Below are 15,498 nucleotides of genomic sequence, written 5' to 3' on the forward strand. Positions count from 1 at the left end.
GGCAGCTCACCATGTGCGGCATCGTCGGCGCAGCGTCTCATCGCAATATCGTTCCGGTCCTCGTCCAGGGGCTTCAAAGGCTCGAATACCGCGGCTATGACTCCTGCGGCGTGGCGGTTCATGCGGGCGGCCTCACGCGTGCCCGCACCACATCGCGAGTGGCAGACCTCGTCACCCAGGTGCGCGAAGACCGTGTCGAAGGCCTCACCGGCATTGCCCACACCCGCTGGGCCACGCACGGCGCACCGGCGGTGCACAACGCGCACCCGCACTTCAGCCATGGTCCTGGTGCCGACGCACAGGGCGCGCGCCCGGGCCGTATCGCGCTGGTGCACAACGGCATCATCGAAAACCACGAAGCCCTGCGCGCCGCGCTCGAAGCCAAGGGCTACCTGTTCGAGAGCCAGACCGACACCGAGGTGATCGCCCACCTTGTCGACAGCCTGTACGACGGCGACCTGTTCGAAGCCGTGAAGGCGGCGGTGCTGCAGCTGCACGGCGCCTATGCCATTGCCGTGATCTGCCGCGACGAACCGCAGCGCGTGGTTGGTGCGCGTGCGGGTTCGCCGCTCATCCTTGGCGTGGGCAAGGAAGGCGGCGAGAACTTTCTTGCAAGCGACGCCATGGCCCTGGCCGGTGTCACCGACCAGATCGTCTACCTCGAAGAAGGCGACGTGGTCGATCTGCAGCCCGGCAAATACTGGATCGTCGACCGCGGCCACAAGCCCGTCGAGCGGCAGGTGCGCACCGTGCAGGCCCACAGCGGCGCGGCCGAACTCGGCCCCTACCGCCACTACATGCAGAAGGAAATCTTCGAGCAGCCGCGCGCCATTGGCGACACCCTTGAAGGCGTGGCCGGCATCGTGCCCGAGCTGTTCGACGGCATCGGCCAGGACGGCGCCACCGGCGCCAGCGCGCACCGCGTGTTCAAGGACATCGACAAGATCCTCATTCTTGCGTGCGGCACAAGCTACTACAGCGGCTGCACCGCCAAGTACTGGCTCGAAGGCATCGCAAAGATCTCGACGCAGGTCGAGATTGCGAGCGAATACCGCTACCGCGATTCAGTGCCCGACCCCAAGACGCTCGTCGTCACCATCAGCCAGTCTGGCGAAACCGCCGACACCCTGGCCGCGCTCAAGCATGCGCGATCGCTTGGCATGGAGCAGACGCTCACCATCTGCAACGTGGCTACCAGCGCCATGGTGCGCGAATGCAAGCTTGCCTACATCACCCGCGCCGGCGTCGAAATTGGCGTGGCCTCGACCAAGGCCTTCACCACGCAGCTGGCCGGTCTTTTTCTGCTGACGCTCGCCATTGCGCAAAGCAAGGGCCGCCTGAGCGAAGCCGACGAGGCTCGCTACCTGAAGGAAATGCGCCACCTGCCCGTTGCACTCCAATCGGTGCTAGCGCTGGAGCCGCAGATCATCGGCTGGGCCGAAGACTTTGCGCGCAAGGACAACGCGCTCTTTCTCGGCCGCGGGCTGCACTACCCGATTGCGCTCGAAGGCGCGCTCAAGCTCAAGGAAGTGACCTACATCCACGCCGAGGCCTATGCCGCCGGCGAGCTCAAGCACGGCCCGCTCGCGCTGGTGACCAGCGAAATGCCCGTGGTGGCCGTAGCGCCCAACGACGCCCTGCTCGAAAAGCTCAAGAGCAACCTGCAGGAAGTGCGCGCGCGCGGCGGTGTGCTCTATGTGCTGGCCGACGGCGACACCAGGATCAAGGGCAGCGAAGGCCTGCACGTCATTCGCATGCCAGAGCACTACGGCGCGCTGTCGCCGTTGCTGCACGTGGTGCCGCTGCAGCTGCTGGCGTATCACACGGCCTGCGCGCGAGGGACCGATGTGGACAAGCCGCGCAATCTTGCAAAGAGCGTGACTGTGGAGTGATCGGGTGCTGGTGGGGGTAGTAGCGCGGTCGGCAGCAGCATCGACTACAGCCCAGGCCGTGGTGCCTTTTGCAGCAGCTCCGAAAGCTGCGCCTTCCACAACGCTGCCTGCCCCGTGGTTCCGTGTCCGGCGGTCCGGTCGCTGGCCGGAATCAGGTAGTAGCTGCCGTTTTTCACGCGCTTCATTTCGCGTTCCATGATGCCGGTCTCGGGCGGGTTGCGCTCGTCGTCCGCGGCATTGATGGCAAGCACGGCGGCCTGTATGCGCTCCAGCCCGGGGGAGGGGTTGTAGTCGGCGGACGCTTCCCACTGGTAGAGGATGTCGTTGGCGTCCGCGGTGAACGGCCCATTCAGGCGACTCTCCAGCAGCTTGTCGGCCTGCGCGCGCGTCGGCGCGGCCTTGTACATCGCCAGATTGCCGCCGCTGGTGGCGGTGCCGAAGAACACGGAGGCAAACTGCGCGCTGCGAGGCTGTGCGGTGTAGTTGCCGTTCTTCCATTCCGGATCCCGGCGGATGGACTCCGTGAGCAGGCGCCGCATCATCCAGTTGCGGCTGGACATCTCGGTGGGCTGGCACGCCATCGGCACCAGCGCGTCCATGGCGTTCGGGTACTTCACCCCCCACATCCATGCGTGCATGCCCCCCATCGAATTGCCGATGATCGCCCGCAGGTGCTTGACGCCAAGGTGCTCCGTAACGAGCCGGTATTGCGCCTGCACCATGTCGTCGTAGTTGTAGCGCGGAAAGTTGGCGCGCAGGCCATCGGATGGCCGGGCCGACTTGCCCGTTCCCAACCCGTCGGGAATGATGATGTAGTAGCGGGTGGCATCCAGTGGCTGGCCCACGCCGAACAGCTCGCCGGCAAATGCGGGTGTGAGCATGCTTGCGGCCGAGCCGGCGGTTCCGTGCAGGATCAGCACCGGCTCGCCGCTGGGTGCGCCAACGGTGACGTAGTTCAGGCGCAGTTCCGGCATGACCTGGCCGGTATGAAAGCGAAAGTCCCTGGCCGTCCAGCTGCCCTCCTGGGGTGCCGGGTAGTCTGCGGCCTGGCTGCTCAAGGCGAGCATCGCCAGGCACGCGTACAAGGCAGCCCGTAAGCCGAAGGGGTTGAAGTGCGGACGCGTGGGCATGGTCTGTCTCCTGTGGTTTGGGCGCAATTTATCGCGAAAGCCACATTCGCGGCGCCCCCTTGGGCGCTCAGTCGGCGTATTCGCCAGCGTCCTTGATGACCTTCGACCAGCGGAGCTTCTCTGATTCGACGAACTTCCTGTGGCCGGCCGGGGTCAGGCGGTCGTCGTTCACCACGGTAAGGCCCAGCGCCTCTTCGCGCTTGATGAGTTCCGGGTCCTTCAAGGCGCTGCGAAGCGCCGCATTCAGCTTGTCGAGCACCGCAGGTGGCGTTCCCTTTGGCGCATACAGGCCGTGCCAGACCTGCACGTCGAAGTCCTTGAGCCCGGACTCCGACAGCGTGGGGGTGTCCTTGAGCGACGGCAGCGGCAGGCGCTTGAGGCTTGTTATGCCATAGACCTTGACCTTCTTGCCCTCGATTTGCGGAACCGCGTTGGTGGCCTGCTCGCACATGAGATCGACCTGCCCGCCGATGAGGTCAGTCATGGCTGGTGCGGTTCCCTTGTACGGCACGGCAGTCATGCTGGTCTTCAACGCGCTCTGGAACATCAGGCCGCACAGGTGAGACGCGGAGCCCAGCCCTGCATGGGCCAGGTTGACCTTTCCGCCGTTGGCAGCAATCCACTTGCGCAGGTCTGCGAAGTTGCTGGCCTCCAGGCCCGGCTTGCTGATCACCACCGAAGGGGCCTCGTTGATCAGGCCCAGCATTTCGAAGTCGTCAGGCACCTTGTAGGAGAGCTTGCGATACAACGCAGGCGCGGTCGCCATGCCGATGTGATGCACCAGCAGCGTGTAGCCGTCCGGCGCGGCGCGCGCCACTTTCGCCGAACCGATGGTGCCGCCCGCACCCACGGCGTTGTCGACGACCACGGTCTGCCCGAGCGGCTTGCGAAGTGCCTCTGCCAGGTCGCGGGCTATCTTGTCGGTCGGGCCGCCGGCCGCGAACGGAACAACCAGCGTAACCGGCTTGTCGGGAAAATCTGCACAGGCCAGCGTGGCAGATGCGATCAGGCCGATGCCGGCGGCGTAGCGCCAGATGTTTTTCATTGTGTTGTCTCCTTGGTGGGCATCTGCTTCAGGCTGAGAGCGCCTGCATCTCGCGGTACAGGTCGGCCTTGCCCTCGAAGCCGATCCCCGGCAAATCGGGCAGGGTCACAAAGCTGTTCTCGACCTTCACGCCATCCGGGAACCCGCCGAACGGCTGGAACAGGTCGGGGTAAGACTCATTGCCGCCAAGGCCCAGGCCGGCCGCGATGTTCAACGACATCTGGTGCCCGCCATGCGGAATGCAGCGGCTGGCCGACCAGCCGTGTTCCTTCAACATATCCAGTGTGCGCAGGTACTCCACCAGGCCGTAGCTCAGCGCGCAGTCGAACTGCAGCCAGTCGCGGTCCGGGCGCATGCCGCCGTAGCGAATCAGGTTGCGCGCGTCCTGCATCGAGAAAAGGTCTTCACCCGTGGCCATCGGGTTCTTGTAGAAGTTGCGAAGGGCCGCTTGCAATTCGAAGTCCAGCGGATCGCCCGGCTCCTCATACCAGAACAGGTCGTACTGCGACAGCGCCTTGGCATAGGCAATGGCGGTTTCCAGGTCGAAGCGGCCATTGGCATCGACGCAGAGTTTCTGGCCGTCCTGGAGCACTTCCATGATCGAGTCGATGCGGCGAAGGTCTTCATCGAGAGAGGCTCCGCCGATTTTCTTTTTCACGACCGTATAGCCGCGGTCGATGTAGCTGCGCATCTCGTCCTTCAGCTTGCCGTGGTCCTGCCCCGGGTAGTAGTAGCCGCCCGCCGCGTAGACGAATATCTTGCGGTTGGGCTTGCCGTTGCCGTAGCGGTCCGCCAGCAACTGGAACAGCGGCTTGCCTTCGATCTTGGCCACTGCGTCCCACACCGCCATGTCGATGGTGCCGATGGCCACCGAGCGCTCTCCATGGCCGCCCGGCTTCTCGTTGGTAAACATCGTGTTCCAGATCTTGTGCGGATCGAGGTTGTCGCCGCTGTCGTCGACGAGGGACGCCGGATTCGCCTCCATGATGCGGGGAATGAACCGCTCGCGCATCAGCTTGCCCTGGCCGTAGCGGCCGTTCGAGTTGAAGCCGTAGCCGACCACCGGCTTGCCGTCCCGGATCACGTCGGTGATCACTGCGACAAGGCTCAACGTCATCTTGCTAAAGTCGATGTAGGCGTTGCGAATGGGCGAGCTGATGGGGATGGTCTTCTCGCGGATTTCGACGATCTTCACGGGGGTCTCCAGGACGGGTAAGTGGAGACCGGATGGTCGGCCTTGCCGCCTTTTCGGGCCAATGTTCAATTTCTCAACTTCTATGCGCTGGACGAACCGGACATGAACCTGATCTGGCTTGACGACTTTCTGGCGTTGGCAGCAACGGGGAACTTCTCGCGCGCGGCAGACGAGCGCCATAGCTCCCAACCCGCATTCAGCCGCCGCATTCGCGCGCTGGAGGAGTGGATCGGCGCCGACCTGTTCGACCGCAGCACGCAGCCCGCCACGCTCACTGAAGTTGGCGAGTGGTTTGCCGGCGTGGCGCAGGAGTTGACCGCAAGGGTGGCACGCGTGCCGGGCGACGCCAGGAAGATTGCGGAGGCCAGTTCGGTCACCTTGCGCATTGCATGCACGCATGCGCTTTCCATGACCTTTCTGCCGCGGTGGATTCGCAGCCTCGAGTCGAGCATCACGCTCGGGCCTGTGCAACTCATGTCCGACGTCCTCCAGCGTTGCGAATCGCTGATGCTGCAGAGCAAGGTGCAGTTCGTACTGAGCCACGCGCATTCCGACGCGCATGGCGCGCTCGATGCGGCCCCCTACCGGTCGGCCCGGATCGGCGAAGACATGCTGGTGGCCGTGTCCGCGCCCGATGACTCCGGCAAGCCGCTGCACCAGCTTTCACGCAAGGGCGCTGCGGCCGTGCCGGTGCTCTCGTACAGCGAAGAATCGGGGCTGGGCCGCATCATGCGTGCGCTGGTCAGCCGACGGTTGGAGTCGCTGGCTGTCCAGGTCGTTTTCACGGCCCATCTCGCTTCGGTCCTCCGGACGATGGCACTCGACGGCAGGGGAATCGCATGGCTGCCGCAAACCCTCGTCGAAGAAGACATCAGCCAAGGGCGCCTTGTCGCCGCAGCGAGCGCCGAGTGGGCCGTTCCGCTGGAGATCAGGCTCTACCGGGACAGCGATCTCCTGGGAAAGGCGGCCAATGAATTCTGGAGCGCTGCGATCAGGGGGTGAGCGGGCGGCCGGCGCGGCCTTCTTCTAGAGCGGCGAGATCCTTGCACTCTTCATCATCTGCGCCGTCAGCTCGACTTCATGCCGGATTACCTGCAGATAACCCTCGGGTGTCGAAGGCGCAACCTGGCTACCCAGTTCGGTCAACGATGCGATCACCTGGGGGTCTTTGAGCATTTGACTGAAGACCTCGTAAACACGCGCCGCTATAGGGTCGGGCGTGCCCGCGGGCAGCGAGAGCCCGCCCCACGACGTTAGCTCGACACCCTGCAGGCCTTGCTCGGCCAGCGTAGGCACGTCGGGCAGGCTGGCATTGCGCCGCGTACCTGCAACGCCCAGTGCCTTGAGCTTGCCGGCCTTCACCTGCGGAAAGGCCACCGCGAAGATCGGCATGCCGAAGCTCACCTGCCCGCCCAGCACGGCGTTGACCAGCTCCGACGCGCCCTTGTACGGCACATGCGTGGCGCTGACGCCGGCGGCATTCAGGAACAGCTCCACGCCAAGATGCGATGGCGTGCCCACGCCGCCGGAGGCGTAGTCCAGCTTGCCGGGGGCTGCACGCGCTTTGGCGACGAGGTCTTGCAGCGTCTCGATGCCCGACGCCGGATTGACCACCAGCAACACGTCCGACGTGGTGAGCCGCATGACGTGGCGGAAGTTCTTCATCACGTCGTAGCCGGGGCTGCGGTACATCAGCACGTTGGCCGCCATGGGCGCGGCGGAGTAGATCCACGTGTACCCGTCGGGCGCAGCACGGGCCACCTGGCGCGCCCCGATGTTGCCGGCCGCGCCGCCCTTGTTTTCGATGATGACCGGCTGGCCAAGCAAGCGGCTGGCCGCCTCGGCGAGGATGCGCGCGCCGGTGTCGGGGCCGGTGCCGGCCAGGTAGGGCACCACCCACTTGATGGGGCGGCTGGGCCATGGGTCGGCGGCGGCCTTCGCGATGCCTGCGAGCGGCAGCAGGGGCGATGCAGCCAGTGCGCGGCAGAGCGCGCGGCGTGATTGGTCGATGCAATCGACAGGTTCGTTGTTCAATTTCGCTTGTCTCCGGATCATTCTGTTTTGCGATTGGTGCGGGCCGGCCTACGGCGCCTCGCCGAGCAGCTCGCGCGCGATGATGTTCTTCTGTATCTCGCTGGTGCCCGTGAGCACGCGGTACATGCGCAGCATGCGAAACAGGAACTCCACACGCCGGCCCTGCACGATGCCTTCGCCGCCATGGATCTGCACCGCCGCATCGGCAATGCGAAAGGCCGCTTCCGAGCAGAAGAGCTTCGCCATCGACGCATCGGCCCGCGCATCGCCGCCTGCGTCGAGCTGGCGCGCGGTCGAGATCATCAGCGCGCGCGCCGCCGCCAGTTGCGTGGCCATGTCCGCCAGCGAATGCTGGATGGCCTGGAACTGCGCGATTGGCCGGCCGAACTGGCGGCGCGTGCGCGCGTAGTCGCGGGCATCCTTCAGGGCCACCGTGGCCAGGCCCACCATGCCGGGGCAATGCAGCAGCCGGTTCACGGTGATGCGGCCCAGCGCCAGCGCCAGCCCGCGGCCCGGCTCGCCGATGAGGTTGGCGGCGGGCACGCGGCAATCGGTCAGCAGGATGTCGCCAGTGGTCGACTGCCCGGCCATGGTCTTGTAGCCGGCCTTCACCTCCACGCCGTCCTGCCGCAGGTCGACGAAGAAGGCCGAGATCTCGCGGCGTTCGGGGCTGTCCGACGTGGACGCCATCAGCACCGCGTAGTCCGCGAAGGGCGAGCCCGAGATGAAGCGCTTGCGCCCGTTGATGACGTAGGTGTCGCCCTCCAGGCGTGCCTGCGTCTGCAGCGCGCCGGGGTCCGAGCCGGCCTCGGCCTCGGTGAGCGCGAAGCAGATGGCCTTTTCGGCCTGTGCCACCGGCACGATGAAATTCGCGAGCTGCATCGGCGTGGCGTAGCGCGCCAGCGCACCCACGCGCGGCGGGCCGCTGAGTTCGCCGAACACATGCGGTGCCAGCGGTGAGCCGCTCGCGTAGATCGATTCCTTGATCAGCACGTGGTCGAGCAGCGAGAGCCCGAGGCCGCCCATCTTCGTGGGCAGCGTCATGCCGTAGAAGCCCAGTTCATGCGAGCGGCGCCACACGCGCTGCAGCGTGGCCTTGTCGGCGCCGTGTTCATGGTCGATGCCTTGCTCGCGCACCAGCGCGGCCAACTCGCCGTTGATGAAGTCGCCGATGCGGGCAATCAGTTCGGCCGCCCGCTCCGAACCTTCGAAAGGCCCGTCGAACAGCGGAGAGCGAACGCCGGCAGCGGCGGTGGCTGTACTCGTGGGCCCGGATTCAATGGCTTGCGTTGTCATGGTTTTGCGGCTCCTCAGTTCACGCGGCGGTCGTGGCCCGCCCAGTACGGCGACTGGATGACCTTGCGCGCGATTTTTCCGTTGGCGTTCTTCTGCAGCGCCTCGACAAACTCGATGCGGCGCGGCCGCTTGAAGCCGGCAAGCCGTTCGGCGCAGAAGGCGTCGAGCGCAGCCGCGTCCGCAGCCGCTCCGGCCTTCAGCACGATGTGCGCGGCCACGGCCTCGCCCCACTTGTCGTCGGGCACACTGAACACACACGCTTCATCGACCGCGGCGTGCTGGTACAGCACCGCCTCCACCTCCGACGGGTACACGTTGAAGCCTCCGCTGATCACCATGTCCTTCTTGCGGTCGACAATGTAGATATAGCCATCGTCGTCCGCGCGCGCCAGGTCGCCTGTGTGGTAGCGGCCGTTCTTCAGCACCTCGGCCGTGAGCTCGGGTGCGCGCCAGTAGCCCGCAAAGACATCGGCGCCGCCCACCACGATCTCGCCGATCTCGCCGGTGGCCACGGGCTGGCCTTCGTCGTCCACGATGTCCACCTGCGACTCGAGAAACGGCCGTCCGCACGACGCCAGCCGCCCGGGCATGGCGGCCCTCGCGAACAGGTGGTCTTCAACGCTCAGGCCGCACACGCCCGAGGTCGTCTCCCCTGCGCCATAGCCTTGCGAGAGCACCGGGCCGAAGACGTCCATGGCCTGCATGATGCGGGCCGGCGCCATCGGTGCGGCGCCGTAGCCCAGGCGCCGGAGGTCGGGCAGGGGGCGGTAGCGGCCCTGCACCTCGGCCAGCAGCATGTTGATCATGGTCGGCACCATGAAGGTGTGGGTCACGCGTTCGCGATTCATCTCCGCGATGAACCGGCCGGGGTCGAAGCCGCTGAAAAGCCGGATCGTGGCGCCGCTGCACAGCGCCGGCACCAGTTGCATGCCCGATGCGTGCGTGATCGGACCCACCAGCCCCAGCAGGTCGCCGGGCTGCAGGCTGTCGGCGCGCATCAAAAACTTGCGCAGTTGCGCGAGCCGGTTGCCGAAGGTCTGCATTGCGGCCTTGAGCACGCCGCTGGAGCCCGAGGTGTAGTGCAGCACCGCAAGCTCATCGGCGCTCACCCGCGCTGGAGTGAACCGGTCGCTGGCGCGAGAGAGCACGCCTTCGTATGAAGCGGGAGAGCCCTCCGCGGCATCGAGAAGCAGCAGGCGCGGCGCGCCCTTGAGCTGCGGCAGAAAGCTCTCGGCGCGTTCGGCGGTGGTGACGATCAGTGTTGCCTCGCTGTTCGCGATGACCTCGGCCACCTCGACCGGGGCCAGCCGCGCGTTGATGGGCGCCTTCACCAGCGCAGCCTTGTAGCACGCCAGTTCGAGTTCGACGATTTCGATGCAGTTCGGCAGGTACACGCCCACCCGGTCGCCGCGCTGCAGGCCGAGGCCGCACAGCGCGTTGGCCAGGCGGTTGGAGCGCTGCTCGAGTTCCTGGTAGGTGACCGAGCGCTGCGCGCTGGTAACGGCAAGCCGCTTCGCGTGAATGCGTGCGGCACGGGATGTGAGCTCGCCGACGTTGGCGATGTCGGGGGTTGTGGTTTGCAAGTTGTCTCCTGGATGCCCGCGCCACGGCACGGGATGAAGACAACTTTGGCAGCGGAAGGCGCGCAACAACAAATACCGATTGCTGATGCGCGGCCATCAAAAGCGTTGATGGCCCCGCCGGCCCGGAACGCCCGGCGCTATGGCCTGGCCGGCGCCGCCGGCTTTTCTCCCAGCAGGAACTCGGCCTCCCAGCGGCCCGACGCGATCATGCGGCGGGTCTCTTCGACCAGCACGCTCATCACCGCCCGGGTCGCGGGGTCGGGCTCGCGCGCCGAAGGGGTCGCAAGAAAGTAGGAGCGCGTCAGGTCGGGCTGCACCACGCGCGCCACCAGCCACTGCCTGCCGCCCGCTGGCGCATCGCCCAGCGCGCAGGCGGGCGAGAAGGTGAAGCCCGCACCCGCCAGGTACAGCGAACGGATCACGCGAGCGGAATCGTGCTCGTGCGCAATGTTGAGCTCCAGGCCCAGGTCCGATGCGGCGCGCTCGACCTGCGCGCGAATGCTGAAGCGGCGCGATTGCAGCACCAGCGGCAGGCCGGCCGCCCGGGCGAAGGGCATCTCGGGCCGGGGCACCGCAGCAGCCTTGCGCTTCTTCGATGCACCGGCGGCGGGCTGCACGGTCATGGCTGCAACCTCGCCGTCGGCGTCGTGGCCGCAGACGAACATCGCCTCTCGCGCAAGCGGTTGCACGTCGAGCCCGTTCACTTCGTCGCTGTCCACCAGAATGCCGATGTCCGCGCGACGCTCGACCATGGCCTTGCGCACCATCAGGCTCAGGTCGTCGATGACGAACACGCGAATGCGTGGATGCGTTTGTTTCAGCCGCGCCAGCACCGGCCCGAGCAGCAGCGAGGCGAGCAGGAACGGTACTGCCACCGTGACCGACCCTTCGGGCCCGTCGGGCGTGCGCTGCAGGCGCTCGCGCATTGCGCTGGCGTCGGACAGCAGCTTGCGCGCGTCGTGATACAGCTGAAGCCCTGCCGCCGTAGGCGTGACGCCGACGTGCGAACGCTCGAAGAGCTGCGTGCCAAGCTCTTCCTCAAGCTTCTTGATCTGGGCGGTGAGCGCGGGTTGCGCCACGTACAGCGCACCCGCCGCCCGCGAAAGACTGCCGGCTTCCAGCACGGCGATGAAGTAGCGCAGCGATCGGAGTTCCATAGGCCCTGAATTCTGAACCCGCGCCGTCCATGGATCGCGCGTTCGTCAGAAGGCGCTCTTGACGACGCCGCCGTCGACGCGAAGCGCCGCACCCGTCGTCGCCGAGGCGAGCGGACTTGCCACGTAGGCCACGAGCGAGGCCACCTCCTGCGGCGAGGCGAAGCGCTTGATCAGCGAGGTCGGGCGAACGTGGTCGAAGAACTCTGCCTCTACCTGCTCGAAGCTCTTGTCGCTCGAGCGTGCCATGCCTTCCACGAAGTCGCCGACGCCGCGCGATCTGGTTGGGCCCGGAAGCACGCTGTTCACTGTGATGTTCGTTCCGGCGAGCGATTCGGCAAGGCCGCGCGACACCGCCAGTTGCGCGGTCTTCGTCATGCCGTAGTGAATCATCTCGGTCGGTATCTGCACGGCGCTCTCGCTCGAGATGAAGATGATCCTTCCCCAATTGGCGCGTTTCATTTCCGGCAGTACCAGTCGTGCGAGGCGAACGCCGCTCAACACGTTGACGTCGAAGAAGCGCTGCCAGTCTTCATCGGGAATATCTTCGAAAGCCTTTGCCTCGAAGATGCCCAGGTTGTTCACCAGGATGCCGATGCCGGGATGACGACGCACGGCTTCCTCGGCGGCATCTGCGCGGCTCAGGTCGCCGGCGTAGCCGAGCACCGTGCCTTGCGTTTCCGAACGGATGCGCTCCGCCGCCTCGTCGACCGCCGTTTGCGATCTGCCGTTCACGATCACGCTTGCGCCCTCCTGGGCCAGCGTGCGCGCAATTGCGTAGCCGATGCCGGCGGTGCTTCCGCTCACCAGCGCGAGCTTTCCATCGAGTTGCAGGTCCATGTGGGTTCTCCTGGGTTGGTTCGGCGTTCATGTTCGCCGAGTTCTGTTGTTCGTGCCGCCCGCGGGCAGCGAGTTGGGAGCAGTTCCCCGTCAGCCGAGGAAGTTGACCAATGCCGGAATGACCTGCTCTGGCGCCTCTTCCATCAACCAGTGCCCGGAGCCTTTGACGATGACGCCCTGCACATTGGTTGCGACCATCTTTCCCTGCTCGATCAGAAAGGTTCCGCCGGCCTTTTCACCGGAGAGCACCAGCATCGGCATGGGCAGTGGCGTCTTGCCCAGTTCGGCGAACTCGGCCGCATCCTGCTCGAAGGCCTTGAAATATTCAAACCCTGCACGCATGCCGCCGGGTTGCGCATAGGCCCTGGCGTAGAACTGGCGGTCGGCTTCGGGCACCGAGTGCTTGGGGTCGGCCGCAAAGTCGTTCCAGAAGTGCTCGAAATAGATGCGCTCGCGCCCTTTTACAAGCGCCAGCGGCGTTGCACCGTGGAAATGAAAATGCCACAGGTCGCGCAGGAGCCACACGTGCTGCCATTCGCCGATCCCGGGCAGGAAGGCGTCCATGAGCACCACCTTGTCGGTCTCCGAAGGAAACTGCGCGGCATACGCGTAGGCCACCATCAGGCCGATGTCGTGCCCGACGATGCTGACGCTGCGAATGCCGAGCGAGCGCACAAGCTCGTGGATGTCCACAGCCATGTTCTTCTTGCCATAGCCCGTCTCGGGCTTCGAGGAATTGCCGGCCCCCCGAAGATCGGGCACAACCACCGTGTGCGTCCTTGCCAGGAGCGGCATCAGCGGGTTCCACATGTGCCCGGTCTCGGCGTAGCCATGCAGCAGCACCACAACCGGCCCGCTGCCCCCCATGCGGTAGTGGATGCGGGTGCCGTTCACTTCGGCGCTGCCCGAGCGGAAGCCCGGCACCGCGTCGGCGGCGGGCGCCGCGTGTGCGGCTCCGCCAAAGGCCAGGGCGGCGCCGGCTGCGACCGCGCCGGCAAGCAGGTCGCGGCGGGTGGGAGTGGAGGGGGCGGCGGGGTTGAAACGGGTTGCGGTCATGTTGGACTTCCTTCTGTTGGTTTCTGGGCTGGGGTGAATTTATGGTTCAGCTTCACTTCCAGAAAGAGGCCAAAAGTGGTTTACTCATTCAGCTTTCATGAATGATTGGATGTGCCGCCCATGGACCGATTGCGTGCGTACGAGGTATTCGTCACCGTGGTGGCGCGGGGCAGTTTCACCAAGGCGGCCGATGCGCTGGACACCTCGCCAGCCAATGTGACGCGCTACATCAACGAGCTTGAGGCGCATCTGCGCACGCGGCTCATCAACCGCACGTCGCGCCGCCTGTCGCTCACCGAAGGCGGCGAAGCGCTTTTCGACCGGGCGAAATCGATTCTTGAAGAAGTGGCGGAGACCGAGGCCCTGGCCACCACCGCGTCATTGCAGCCTCGGGGGCGCCTGCGCATCAACGCGCCGTTGAGCTTTGGCAGCCTCGTGCTGGCGCCGTTGTGGCCGAAGTTCATTGCGAAGTACCCGGACGTCGAGCTCGACATCGCGCTCATCGACCGCGTGGTCGACATCGTCGAAGAGGGCTACGACCTGGCCATCCGCATCTCGCGCACCACCTCGGGCAGCCATATTGCACGCCGTCTGGGCCGCTCGCCGAACCTGGTCTGCGCCTCGCCCGGCTACCTTGCGGCCCATGGCATGCCCCAGGTGCCGGCAGACCTTGCCAGGCACCTTTGCCTGGGCTACACGTACGGTGCGACGTCCGACGAGTGGCAGTTTGCCGGCCCCGGCGGAACGCTGGAGTCCGTGCGGGTGCGCTGGGCCTTGCGCGCCAACAATGGCGAAACCGCCCGCGCCGCGGCGATTGCCGGTGCCGGCGTCATCTGGCAACCGAGCTTCGTGATTGGTGAAGATGTGCGGGCTGGCCGGCTGGTGGAGGTCATGCCCGGTTATCACATGCCGCCCGTCGACATCCTGGCGATCTATGCGAGCCGTCGGCATCTCAGCGCGAAGGTGCGGCTGATGGTCGACTTTCTGGTCGATGCTCTACAAGAGTGATGGCACGTGCGCGGCACACAGCCACGGTGGCCTGCCGGCGATCACTGGCGCGGAGATTTTCCTACCGCAAGGGTCGCTTTTTCCCTGCGCCCGCCGAGATGGCGCTGGCTACCGTGGCTGCATACCCACCACCAAGGAAAAGTCACATGAAAAGCATCATCCTTTGGCTATGCGGCGTGCCCATTGGCGTCATCATCTTGTTGAAGGTATTCGGGGTGTTTTGAGAGCTAGAAGCTTCCGGATTCATTCCGGCTGGATGCCCGCCTCCTTGACCACCTTGCCCCATTTGGCCAAGTCGGCCTTGATCACCGCGGCGTATTCCTGCGGTGTTCCGCCCTGGATTTCTATGCCGGCAGCTTGCAGCTTGGTTCGAACATCGGGCAGCTTCAGCGCTGCGTTGATTTCGGCATTGAGCTTGTCGACGATCGCCTTGGGCGTGCCCGCGGGCGCCAGGAACCCGCCGTTCGTGTTGGCGTCGTAGCCCTTGAATCCCTGTTCGTCCGCGGTCGGCACGTCGGGTAGCGACTGCGTCCGCTTGCGCGTGGACACGGCCACCGCGCGCACATTGCCGGCCTTCACTTGCGGCTGGATGGCGCTGATGGTGTCGATGAAGAGCGCGGTGCGTCCGGCCAGCAAGTCGGGATGCGCAGCGGAGGAGCCCTTGTAGGGGACCAGCAGCATCGGTGAGCCGCTTGCCATGCGGAACATCTCGGCCGCCATCTCTTGCGCGCTGCCCCGGCCGGAAGTGGCGACCTTGGCCTCGTCCGGATGGGCCTTCATCCATGCCACGAGCTCGGGCAGCGTCTTGGCGGGGAGCTGCGGGTAAATGGCGAACACCAGCGGAACCTCGTGCGTGTAGACGATGGGCTCGAAGCTTTTCTCAGGGTCCCAGCCGAGGTTCTTGAACAGGAACTTGTTCGTGTTGTGGCTGCCGCCCACGATGCCGATGGTGTAGCCGTCGGGCGCCGACTTGGCGAGCGCGTCGGTGCCGAGGTTGTTGGATGCGCCGGGCCGGTTGTCGACGATCACCGGCTGCCCCATCGACACCGCGAGCTTGTCCCCGACCACGCGGGCAATGGTGTCGATGGCGCCGCCGGGCGGAGCGGGCACGATGATCTTGATCGCGCGGGCCGGGTAGGCGGCCTGCGCCAATGCCACGGCGGGCACTGCGGCCAGCGACGCCGAGACGGCAAGGATCTTGAACAGGGAAGCGAGCTGCATGAATGTCTCCTTATCGGGGGTCTCTTGTTGTGAAAGGCGGCTCG

The 15,498-nt window shown here is 65.7% G+C and carries 13 protein-coding genes; 3 read left to right on the forward strand and 10 right to left on the reverse strand.

What is annotated here, in order from left to right; genetic code table 11:
• Positions 1–11 precede the first annotated feature (11 nt).
• Positions 12–1,892, forward strand: coding sequence for a glutamine--fructose-6-phosphate transaminase (isomerizing) (glmS, locus tag J2X67_RS14875; RefSeq protein ID WP_309954051.1), 1,881 nt, complete (start codon positions 12–14; stop codon positions 1,890–1,892).
• Positions 1,893–1,936: 44 nt separating this feature from the next.
• Here glmS and J2X67_RS14880 read toward each other — a convergent pair whose 3' ends face one another.
• The 3 genes from J2X67_RS14880 to J2X67_RS14890 all read right to left on the reverse strand — a co-directional run bounded on the left by J2X67_RS14880 (position 1,937) and on the right by J2X67_RS14890 (position 5,262).
• On the reverse strand, positions 1,937–3,022 hold the full coding sequence (locus tag J2X67_RS14880; RefSeq protein WP_309954052.1) for an alpha/beta fold hydrolase: 1,086 nt from the start codon (positions 3,020–3,022) through the stop codon (positions 1,937–1,939).
• 67 nt (positions 3,023–3,089) lie between these two features.
• Positions 3,090–4,067, reverse strand: coding sequence for a tripartite tricarboxylate transporter substrate binding protein BugD (locus tag J2X67_RS14885; RefSeq protein WP_309954053.1), 978 nt, complete (start codon positions 4,065–4,067; stop codon positions 3,090–3,092).
• Positions 4,068–4,095: 28 nt separating this feature from the next.
• On the reverse strand, positions 4,096–5,262 hold the full coding sequence (locus J2X67_RS14890; RefSeq protein WP_309954054.1) for a mandelate racemase/muconate lactonizing enzyme family protein: 1,167 nt from the start codon (positions 5,260–5,262) through the stop codon (positions 4,096–4,098).
• 102 nt (positions 5,263–5,364) lie between these two features.
• Here J2X67_RS14890 and J2X67_RS14895 point away from each other — a divergent pair, with 102 nt between their 5' ends.
• The gene (locus J2X67_RS14895) at positions 5,365–6,264 is read left to right on the forward strand and encodes a LysR substrate-binding domain-containing protein (protein ID WP_409050503.1); all 900 of its coding nucleotides are present in this window, start codon (positions 5,365–5,367) and stop codon (positions 6,262–6,264) included.
• Between the two features lie 24 nt (positions 6,265–6,288).
• On the opposite strand, the gene J2X67_RS14900 is transcribed toward J2X67_RS14895, so the two are convergent.
• From J2X67_RS14900 to J2X67_RS14925, 6 genes are all read right to left on the reverse strand, one after another.
• The gene (locus J2X67_RS14900) at positions 6,289–7,296 is read right to left on the reverse strand and encodes a Bug family tripartite tricarboxylate transporter substrate binding protein (protein ID WP_409050500.1); all 1,008 of its coding nucleotides are present in this window, start codon (positions 7,294–7,296) and stop codon (positions 6,289–6,291) included.
• 48 nt (positions 7,297–7,344) lie between these two features.
• Positions 7,345–8,592 (reverse strand): acyl-CoA dehydrogenase family protein, encoded by a 1,248-nt coding sequence (locus J2X67_RS14905; protein ID WP_309954056.1) that lies wholly within the window; start codon positions 8,590–8,592, stop codon positions 7,345–7,347.
• Between the two features lie 14 nt (positions 8,593–8,606).
• Entirely contained in the window at positions 8,607–10,175 is a 1,569-nt protein-coding gene (locus J2X67_RS14910) for an AMP-binding protein (protein WP_309954057.1), read from the reverse strand.
• A 137-nt stretch (positions 10,176–10,312) separates the two neighbouring features.
• Positions 10,313–11,332, reverse strand: a complete 1,020-nt coding sequence (locus J2X67_RS14915; protein ID WP_309954058.1) for a LysR family transcriptional regulator — start codon at positions 11,330–11,332, stop codon at positions 10,313–10,315.
• A 45-nt stretch (positions 11,333–11,377) separates the two neighbouring features.
• Positions 11,378–12,169 (reverse strand): SDR family oxidoreductase, encoded by a 792-nt coding sequence (locus tag J2X67_RS14920; RefSeq protein ID WP_309954059.1) that lies wholly within the window; start codon positions 12,167–12,169, stop codon positions 11,378–11,380.
• Positions 12,170–12,259: 90 nt separating this feature from the next.
• Complete coding sequence (locus tag J2X67_RS14925) at positions 12,260–13,225, reverse strand: alpha/beta hydrolase (RefSeq protein WP_309954060.1); 966 nt, start codon at positions 13,223–13,225, stop codon at positions 12,260–12,262.
• A gap of 120 nt (positions 13,226–13,345) precedes the next feature.
• Between J2X67_RS14925 and J2X67_RS14930 the strand changes: the two genes are divergently transcribed.
• A complete protein-coding gene (locus J2X67_RS14930; protein ID WP_309954061.1) occupies positions 13,346–14,233 on the forward strand; it encodes a LysR family transcriptional regulator in 888 nt (295 codons plus the stop codon).
• A gap of 243 nt (positions 14,234–14,476) precedes the next feature.
• Here J2X67_RS14930 and J2X67_RS14935 read toward each other — a convergent pair whose 3' ends face one another.
• A complete protein-coding gene (locus tag J2X67_RS14935) occupies positions 14,477–15,454 on the reverse strand; it encodes a tripartite tricarboxylate transporter substrate binding protein (protein ID WP_309954062.1) in 978 nt (325 codons plus the stop codon).
• Between the last annotated feature and the right edge of the window lie 44 nt (positions 15,455–15,498).

Source organism: Variovorax sp. 3319 (assembly GCF_031456585.1).
GTDB classification, from domain to species: domain Bacteria; phylum Pseudomonadota; class Gammaproteobacteria; order Burkholderiales; family Burkholderiaceae_C; genus Variovorax; species Variovorax paradoxus_P.

What these genes read in the sequence shown, in the direction of transcription:
- glmS (WP_309954051.1), top strand. Translation starts at nt 12, where the DNA reads ATGTGCGGCATCGTCGGCGCAGCGTCTCATCGCAATATCGTTCCGGTC.
- J2X67_RS14915 (WP_309954058.1), bottom strand. Translation starts at nt 11,332, where the DNA reads ATGGAACTCCGATCGCTGCGCTACTTCATCGCCGTGCTGGAAGCCGGC.
- J2X67_RS14895 (WP_409050503.1), top strand. Translation starts at nt 5,365, where the DNA reads ATGAACCTGATCTGGCTTGACGACTTTCTGGCGTTGGCAGCAACGGGG.
- J2X67_RS14920 (WP_309954059.1), bottom strand. Translation starts at nt 12,169, where the DNA reads ATGGACCTGCAACTCGATGGAAAGCTCGCGCTGGTGAGCGGAAGCACC.
- J2X67_RS14935 (WP_309954062.1), bottom strand. Translation starts at nt 15,454, where the DNA reads ATGCAGCTCGCTTCCCTGTTCAAGATCCTTGCCGTCTCGGCGTCGCTG.
- J2X67_RS14925 (WP_309954060.1), bottom strand. Translation starts at nt 13,225, where the DNA reads ATGACCGCAACCCGTTTCAACCCCGCCGCCCCCTCCACTCCCACCCGC.
- J2X67_RS14880 (WP_309954052.1), bottom strand. Translation starts at nt 3,022, where the DNA reads ATGCCCACGCGTCCGCACTTCAACCCCTTCGGCTTACGGGCTGCCTTG.
- J2X67_RS14905 (WP_309954056.1), bottom strand. Translation starts at nt 8,592, where the DNA reads ATGACAACGCAAGCCATTGAATCCGGGCCCACGAGTACAGCCACCGCC.
- J2X67_RS14930 (WP_309954061.1), top strand. Translation starts at nt 13,346, where the DNA reads ATGGACCGATTGCGTGCGTACGAGGTATTCGTCACCGTGGTGGCGCGG.
- J2X67_RS14885 (WP_309954053.1), bottom strand. Translation starts at nt 4,067, where the DNA reads ATGAAAAACATCTGGCGCTACGCCGCCGGCATCGGCCTGATCGCATCT.